Below are 8,370 nucleotides of genomic sequence, written 5' to 3'. Positions count from 1 at the left end.
AAATTCTCTATTTATCCTGGCCTGCTCCATATCTTCTATAACATCCAGTATGGGTTTATCATACTCATCGATTAAGATTACAACCTTTTGATTGTATTTTTCATAGGTTTTTTGTATAAGATCATTAAAGCATGAAGATGGATTACCTATATTTTCACATTCAATACCAAGTCTTTTCTGATTTTTTTTAAAAATATCTATTGCTCTTTCTTCAACTTTTTGCAGGGTACTTAAATTCCCTGCCCAGCTTATTTTAATTACAGGGTATTTTTCTTCCCACATCCATTTGTCATAGATATATAACCCCTCAAAAAGCCTTTTATTCCCCTCAAAAAGCTCCTTTAAGGTATCCAGAAAAAGAGATTTTCCAAACCTGCGGGGACGGGAAAGAAAAACATACTTATAGTTTATTGCAAGCTCATAGGCTTCAAAGGTCTTATCTACATATACATAATTGCCCTCTATAATCTCACTAAAGGTCTGTATTCCTATGGGTAGTTTTTTCATCTTCTTGCTCCTGAATTTGGTTGAGTAGCATATTGGATGAGTGGATAAGTTGTTGAGTGGAATAGTAGAATAGTGCTTAATTCTTCCTGGTTACTCCTTGCATTCAATCCACTTATCTAATCAACCACTCAACTACTCATCTACTTAACTACTCAACTAATCCTCAACAGCTCATCCCGTCAATCTCTTCCTGGAATAGACTCCACAAGCTTTGATTACAGGGATAAATTCTATCTTTTTTAGCTTTTATAAGGTTTTACTTCTTAAATATACTTTTAACAAAAGATCTACTTCCCAATACCCTAGCATCTGTGAAATATCTACATCTATATCTAAACAAATCCACATTTGTTAATTTAAAAACCTTTTTACGCTCTTCTTTTAATATATCTTTATCTAAAGCTGCTTTTTACTAGCTTTTAAGGATCTTTTTTCAGTTTTTTACAAAATTAAGCTAACTCTATTTTATTCGTTGAGGTACTTTGAAAAAAGAAGGTTAAGTTTTTTTTGCTGTAAATTTTTTGTGCATATGGTATCTTTTCTGAGTTTTGATCTTTCCATGTTATAACTATAATATATGGGATTAAATATCAGCAATAATATTTGATGGTGCAAAAAATCTGTTTGAGTACACTTTTTTACATTATCAGGATAAATCATAAAAACTCTAAAAATTCTCCTCTCGCCTAGGTTGAATTTTACCCTTTTCCCTAGAGAGGAATGGGAACAAGATAAGAAGATTAACACACCCTTATCTTAAACTAGCCTAGGCGACATCTTTTTTGACTTAGTGGATTCTTACCTTTGTATTATCCTAGTTTCTGATTATCCTAAGAGACTGGCTTTTTATCTTTTGGTTCGTTGTTATTTGGCAACTCATCAAAGTATCCCAGAAATCTCAAAGAAATGGAATAGGTTGATTTTTCTAATTTAATTTTTTCTCCTATGTTAATTATATTGTCTTTGGTATAAAAACCACCATCTTTTTGGTCATAATAAAAATTAGCTTTTTCTAAAAATGTAATACCAATTATGTCATTGTCATCTAAAACTATTTTATTTTCAAGCATTAAATAGTTTGGCCCTTCTTTTGCAGTTAGTTCTTTTGACTCTCCTACGCAAAGGTAAGAATCATCTTCCATTTTTCTAAATATTTTTATCTTAAATACTGTTGGTCCAGCAAAGTATCCAGCAATTCCTCTGATTTCATCACCATTTTTAAAATTTTTTCCCAAATAAATTACAGTGGAACTTTTAGAGTAGACCTTACTCCTTTTAATTAATTCTCCTCCTGCATAATCCATAAGGGCTTTTTCATTTGAAAGAGTATCTATCTTTACTAATAGTTCTCTTAAAAAGATTCTAAACTTTACCCTAAGGCTTGAGAGTTCTTGAGAACCAAACTCCTTCTCTTTTGATAATATTTCATTTAATTTTTGGCATTGGTCCAGTTTTTTGTGCAGCTCTTGGTTTTTATGAGTCGCTTGAGTAAGCTCATTTTGTAATCTTTTATTTTCTTTTTTTAGGATTTGCATGTTTTGGGAGCAACCCAAACAAAAGATAATAAGTATTACAAATAGATTTCTCATAAAAAGCTCCTTTAATATATTTATTTTATATTAAAGTTAATTTCTTTGATTTGATTATTTTTGTGGTCTATAATTTTAGCTGTGTATTTACCAGGTTGAAATGGATTTATCTCAGATCTTATCTTGACTTTCTTTTCCTTTAATCCTTCTAAGAATAGTGGAATTTTTCTTAGCTCGTCATGGTTAGATATGTTTGTAACTATTAAATAGCCAATAAAATTATCTTTATTTTTATTTTTAATTAAAAAATTAATATTTATATCTAGATGGTTAACTTCATTTACTATCTTCTCATTTTTTAAAATGTATAGCTCTAAATTATTTGTTAAGGATAAATTTTCATTATCTTTAGACTCATTTTTATCCTCTTCTGGGATTATATCTTTTGAGACTAGATCGTTTAAAACTTTTAAATAGAGCAAGTTTTTTAACATTAAATTGTAATTTACATAATTTGTGATCTGGACAATTTTTGGAGATTCCATATTGGTTAAAATAAATACATAATCCCCTTTCTTTTCAAATTGTTCCTGGTTGTCTTTACTTTTTATCTCGGAATGTACACTTACAGTTGCAAAAATGTAACTTTTATTGTTTTTAATTTCTTTTATTTCTATGTCCTTGTAATGTACATCTATACTCTCAAAAATGAGTTGATGAAGTCTAAGTAGCTTGTTGTATTTTTCTTGGTTTGACTTACTCAAAATCTCTTTTATTATATTTATATTTTTTTCTTCACACGCAGTAAAATATCTTTTAATAATCTCTTTTGGTTTTGTATAATCTTCAGAAAAACAAATAGTAGTGTTATTAATTAAAAATAATAATATTGCTAAAAAAGTATATAATAATTTTAACTTCATCAATTTTTCTTCCACAACTTTACACCAATTTCAATGATTTGAAGGTCATAATATCCCAGTTCGTCTTCTACTTTTATGATAATAGGTAAAAAGTCTATATCTTGGTATGCATAAGCAATACTTTTGTATTGGTTGAAAATATCATAGGTGGTTTTGGCATTGGCATACACAGCCTTTAACACCTCCAGGCTTAGACCGCCTTTTAGAGTATCATTTCCACTTATAAATTTTGATATTTTGTCTAGCTTGAATTTTTTTATTAGTTGTGCGCTTGAATTTTTTAACTTGTCAGTTAGAGGTTTGCTTAAAGCTTCTAACTTATTAACAGTAAAATTTTTACCAGAGATTAACTCACCTACTTTAGTCTCATTGAGAGTGCCTCCTATAAAATCAACTGTACCAATGCTCCAATCCATAATATTTACAGCCGTATCGTAGTTTGCCTCTTTTAGCGAACTTGCGGTACCTTCAGTGGAAAGTTGAATGTCTGGTAAGCCTAAGCCCTTGCTTCCTGCTTTGTATAATTTTTCTAAGTTTTTATAGTTTTTAAAAAATACCTTATTTTCCAAGGGTAATACTTTTTTAGCAGCAATAGTCCCCAGCCCACCACTAGCAGCAAAATCACCAAAAACTCCAATAAAACCTGATAATACTTTTATATTAGTATCAAGATAAGCTTGAAGTTCATTGGGAAGTTCCTGCGTTAAGTCGAGTCCTTCTATCGTACTGGGTTCATAAAAGAATTTAAATTCACCCGTTTCTATTGTCTTTATTAATCTATTACTGTAGAATGTAGAATTTCCTGCTTCCTTTAATCTTCCTTTAGCTGCTATAGTAATTTTTAATTTTGTATCATTGGGATCCTTTATAGATACAACAGACGGTTTTGTTTGCCAGACTCCAGCCTCAAGGCCCGAAGGAATACGGGCTTTAATTTTTGGAGCAGGATTATCAATGGTTATTTTTACATCCTTACAAATACTTTCTCTTTTTTCACAGACAATTAAATTTGCATGTAAAGGGAAAACTATGTCTGCTTCATCTCTTAAAAACTTATCTTTTAACTTAGGTATATTGATGCTTGCTGATAGTATACCTTTGTCATCAGTCGAATAAGTTTTATTGATATAAAATCCATCCTCAAGCCCTTTAGGTTTAAATAGTTTTCCGCTTTTCAAGTAAAATTTATCAATCTTAGCTATCTCAATCTTTTTGTTTTTAAAAGGCTCTCCCCTATCAGATGCTTTTATTTTTATCTGGTAACTTTTACCATCAGGATAAATATTTTCTTGATTAATTAATTCTACTTGCAATTTGCCAATTGCTTCTTTTAAACTGAAATCAAGTTCAATATTATCTTCAACACCATTATTATTTAAGTTAAAAGTTAATTTATATAATCCTTTTTCATCAGTCTTTGTGCTTTTGTCTTCAATTAGAACAGTTGCTCCTTTTAAGGGGTTGCCTTGCTCATCAGAGATAGTCCCTGAAAAATTTAGAATGTTTTTATTGTCTATAGGTACGGTTAATATCCTATTGATTGATTTATAGCCTTCTTTTGTAATTGAGATATTAAAATCTTTTTCTTTAGTTTTTTTAAATTGAGTCCATCCTGTATTAATAACCTCTTTTTTAATAATTTTTCCCTTATCACAAAATCGTAGTTCCGAATAAGGACCTATAGCTTTATTTAAAAGTGCCTCGTTTCTACCTGTAGGGTATAATGGAATTCCAAAGCCAGTTCCAAATAGTAAAGCACCATCTACATCATCAATTGATGCTTTGTAAGATGGTAAATTGCTAAAATTCCCTACCCATTGTTCTGCAAAGGCCTTTACAACATCTTCTTTGCTGGCAATAGGGACATCGTTTAAATAATCATTAAAATTAAAATCGATTATAGTTTCATATGCTTTACAGTTTTCAGGGATATTTTCGAGTATTTCATCTAGATATTTTGAAAATTTTTTTGTGGTTAATTTTTTTTCAGTTCTACCCAAAAAGTCTAAGATTTTTATTTCGTATTTCTCTTGATATTTTAAGGATTTGGATCTTTCTCTTTTATAGTCGCTGTAATAAAGAAAGTTGCTAGCAGTATTAATTTTCCCTGCTTTTTTCAATTTGAAAAATTTTTGTTTATTTATACATGCAATTTTTTGTTTTATGTTTGCTGAAAAAACTCGATTGTATCTAAAAATTCTATTGTTTACATGTATTGGCTTATAATCTCTATAGTATGGTACCTGCCATATGCCATCTTTTATTATTTCATTGTTAAATATATAAATGTCAAAAATAGAGTAGTTTTTATTGTTTTTTATAAAATCTAAAACTGGAATAGATACTAATTGGTTGTTTTCTATTTTATAAAGTGCATTTTCAGGGTTTACATTTGTCATCTTCATGAAAACTAAATTCCCTTTATCGTCTAAAAAGATTTTGTAGCTATCTGAAGGGCTTTTTTTCTGAATCAATTTAACACTTGCAAGCTGGTTTTGCTTGTTATAGCTCACTAGTATGATGTTGTCATTATATCTAATTTCGCCTGATAAATAGTAGTATTCATTGTTTGTTATGTTATAAAGAATATTATCTGGCACATTTCCATTTTTTGGACAGTATTCAGGTTCTTTAAAGATGCTTGCACATTTAAGATTATCTTTTAATTGAATGTCTTCAAAATTTATATCAAATGAGTCTTTGTTAATAACTTTAAACAAAGGTTTATGTCCTTTGATGGATATGACAAGAAGACTTTTGGGAGAAATATTTTGTAAAAGAGATGTTAATTTTTTATCTAAAGGGATGGACAATTGGGTATTTACATGGTTTAACTCAGTATCAAGTATCTTTAATGGTATATTTAAATTTTTGTTATATATTTCACTTGTTTTGTCAAAAAGTTGAATTTTTATATCTGTATTATATTGTTTTGAATCTTTAGAAAAATAATTTTTATCAAAGCACGTTAGAATATAAAGTTTAGTTAAGGTTAACTCTTTTTTATTCAACAATCCTTTTTCGTTTTTTTCTATGTTTTTAAATAGATAGTTTAGTACTAGTTTTCCATCAAAATTGTTGGTAGAAATTATTCTAGCAATATAGTTTTTATATTTAAAAGAATAGGACGCCAACCCTCCTTCTCTATAGATGCTATCCTCTCCAATATTTAGTGGATAGGTTTTTTGTTTGTTTTTTTTGGCAATTTCTAATGTATTTTGCTTATTATTTTCCCAAATATTGCCTACATTAGTGTAATAGCCAATTTGTATATAAATAAAGCTGTCACTATCTACTGACTTGTAATATCTTGCAGATTCGACGCTTCCATCCCCCATTAATTGGTTTTTATAGTTTGGAAAGAATTGATTTTTTTTATCCTGAAATTCCACACCGTATAGCTTTGATATCTCTGAAAGGGAAGGAAGTAAAAGAAAGGTGTTATCTTGGTTGCCAGCAAAAGCAGGGGTAAACAAAACAAAGATAAAAAGGAGTGTTAAAGCTTGTTTCAGTTTCATAGGATTAGGTTAACCCAGTAATGGACTTTTTGTCAATATAAGTAAAATTCTTTCAAGGAAAGTGAATTGATTGAATTTTATGAATTTTTGGTAGAGTATGAGCAAAGGATAGTCAGGAATGTTTATTCAGAGACAAAGAAGGTTTTTGGGTGTTTGTGGGGTTTATTTATAAAAACTATGGGAGGATAGGAAAGTATATTATAAATTAGCTAGTGGGGTTAAGTTTAATTCTATCGCAAGTGAACTATTAAATATTTTACTATACCTTTAAGGGTAATTAAAATGAACTAAAATAGGAACCCAATTTCAAATTTAATAACTACTTTTTTTCAGCTTTTCTTGCAACCTAAAGACCTGATGTAAAAAATTTTCCCTTAGCTTGGGATTGGATAAGTCCTTTTCTTCCAAAATGGGGATAAAGGGAAAGTTTTGGCTAAAAATATAGGCCCAGAGGCCTTGTATTTTGCCTTGAGAGTCCAGGCTTAAATTTAAGCCACAACTGGGGGATTTGCTTTTAAAGACATAACCACAAAGCTGGATTGTTTTTAATTCTTCAATTTTTTTCACTGCCCACTTATGTATTAAAGGGGTAAAGTCTTTTTGGGTCTGATTGCCCAAAAGATATATTTCCCCCTTTTTTTCTTCCAGGTGCATGGGCTCCCTGGGAACAGGAAGCCCACATTCTTTTTCCGGACAGATGGGAAGCAGGTTGAACATTTTTCTTCCCTCTGTATAAAGCCACCAGTTTAACTTGTTTTTGCCGTCATAGCGTACATTGTGGCCCAAAAGACAGGCACTTACCCCTAAAGTGAACTGGTTCATTTTATTTCTTTGGAAACTCCTGCCTGTTCAAAGGTTGCCATGTTATTGAAAATATTGGCTGCAGCTTTGAGCAGGAAAAAGGCCAGGGCTGCGCCTGTTCCTTCTCCCAGGCGAAGGCCTAAATCAAGCAGGGGACGGGCCTTTAGGTTTTTTAATAAGGCCTGGTGATAATTTTCTGCTGAACAGTGGGAGAAAAAGCAATAGTCTTTTACCAGAGGATTGAGATTATAGGCAGCTACAAAGGCTGCAGTGGAGATAAAGCCATCAATGACTACAGCCATTTCTTCCAGCGCTCCACCCAAAATCAGTCCTGTCAGGCAGGCAATTTCCAGTCCGCCCAGGCTGGATAAAATTTCCAGGGGGTCTTGAGAATTTACCTCCCTTTTATGTCTTTCTAAGGCCTGGGCAATAAGCCTGGCTTTTTGTTTAACTTTTTGTTCATCAAGACCTGCTCCTTTACCTGTGCACTCGTAGGGATCTAAATTCAAAAAGGCGCAATAAAGAGCAGTAGAAGGTGTAGTATTGCCTATGCCCATTTCTCCGGTACCCAGGCTTTTAATGCCTTCCTCTTTGGCCTTGCGGGCCAGTTCCAGTCCCAGGAAAAGGGCCTGCAAGCATTCTTCTTTAGTCATGGCCCTGGTTTTTACCAGGTTGTTGGTGCCAGGTTTTATCTTTTTTTGAATGAGGTCAGGATGCTCAGGAAAGGTATCTCCTTTGACCCCTACATCTACCACCTTTAGTTCTACTCCTGAAGTGGCGCACAGCACATTTATTCCTGCACCATTATTTAAAAAATTGAGCACCATTTGTCTGGTCACTTCTTGCGGGTAAGGGCTAACTCCTTCTTCCACCACGCCGTGATCTGCTGCACAGGTGTAAATACGGGCAGGATAGGGCTCTACCTTGCCTTTAGAAAGGGCAAAGAGCCTGGCTGCTATTTCTTCCAATCTTCCCAGGCTGCGGGGAGGCTTGGTAAGATTATCCAGATGAGCATAGGCCTTTTCTTCCAGAGACAAATCCACTGGCTTGATTTGTTGTATAAGTTGTAAAAACTCCTTTTCCATGCCTACT

6 protein-coding genes are annotated in these 8,370 nt (G+C 32.1%); all 6 read right to left on the bottom strand.

Annotated features, from left to right (window positions below):
• Positions 1 to 507: AAA family ATPase (locus ACTCIM_RS06325; protein WP_472314528.1), on the bottom strand; the 507-nt coding region annotated here is incomplete at its 3' end.
• An 830-nt stretch (positions 508 to 1,337) separates the two neighbouring features.
• Entirely contained in the window at positions 1,338 to 2,096 is a 759-nt protein-coding gene (locus ACTCIM_RS06320) for a GAS domain-containing protein (RefSeq protein WP_464278944.1), read from the bottom strand.
• Between the two features lie 20 nt (positions 2,097 to 2,116).
• Positions 2,117 to 2,974 carry a hypothetical protein gene (locus tag ACTCIM_RS06315; protein WP_464278945.1) on the bottom strand — a complete coding sequence of 286 codons (858 nt, stop codon included), beginning with the start codon at positions 2,972 to 2,974 and terminating at the stop codon, positions 2,117 to 2,119.
• On the bottom strand, positions 2,959 to 6,477 hold the full coding sequence (locus ACTCIM_RS06310) for a carboxypeptidase-like regulatory domain-containing protein (RefSeq protein WP_464278946.1): 3,519 nt from the start codon (positions 6,475 to 6,477) through the stop codon (positions 2,959 to 2,961). Before ACTCIM_RS06310 ends, ACTCIM_RS06315 begins: the two co-directional genes overlap by 16 nt.
• Before the next feature lie 312 nt (positions 6,478 to 6,789).
• Positions 6,790 to 7,299 carry a 2-thiouracil desulfurase family protein gene (locus ACTCIM_RS06305; RefSeq protein WP_472314525.1) on the bottom strand — a complete coding sequence of 170 codons (510 nt, stop codon included), beginning with the start codon at positions 7,297 to 7,299 and terminating at the stop codon, positions 6,790 to 6,792.
• Entirely contained in the window at positions 7,296 to 8,363 is a 1,068-nt protein-coding gene (gene cobT, locus ACTCIM_RS06300) for a nicotinate-nucleotide--dimethylbenzimidazole phosphoribosyltransferase (protein ID WP_464278949.1), read from the bottom strand. The genes ACTCIM_RS06305 and cobT overlap by 4 nt, the downstream gene beginning before the upstream one ends.
• Positions 8,364 to 8,370: the final 7 nt, after the last annotated feature.

The organism is Desulfonauticus sp. (genome assembly GCF_055126295.1).
The sequence above is the reverse complement of the archived record's forward strand: the minus strand, read 5'-3'. Positions and strand labels throughout refer to the sequence as shown.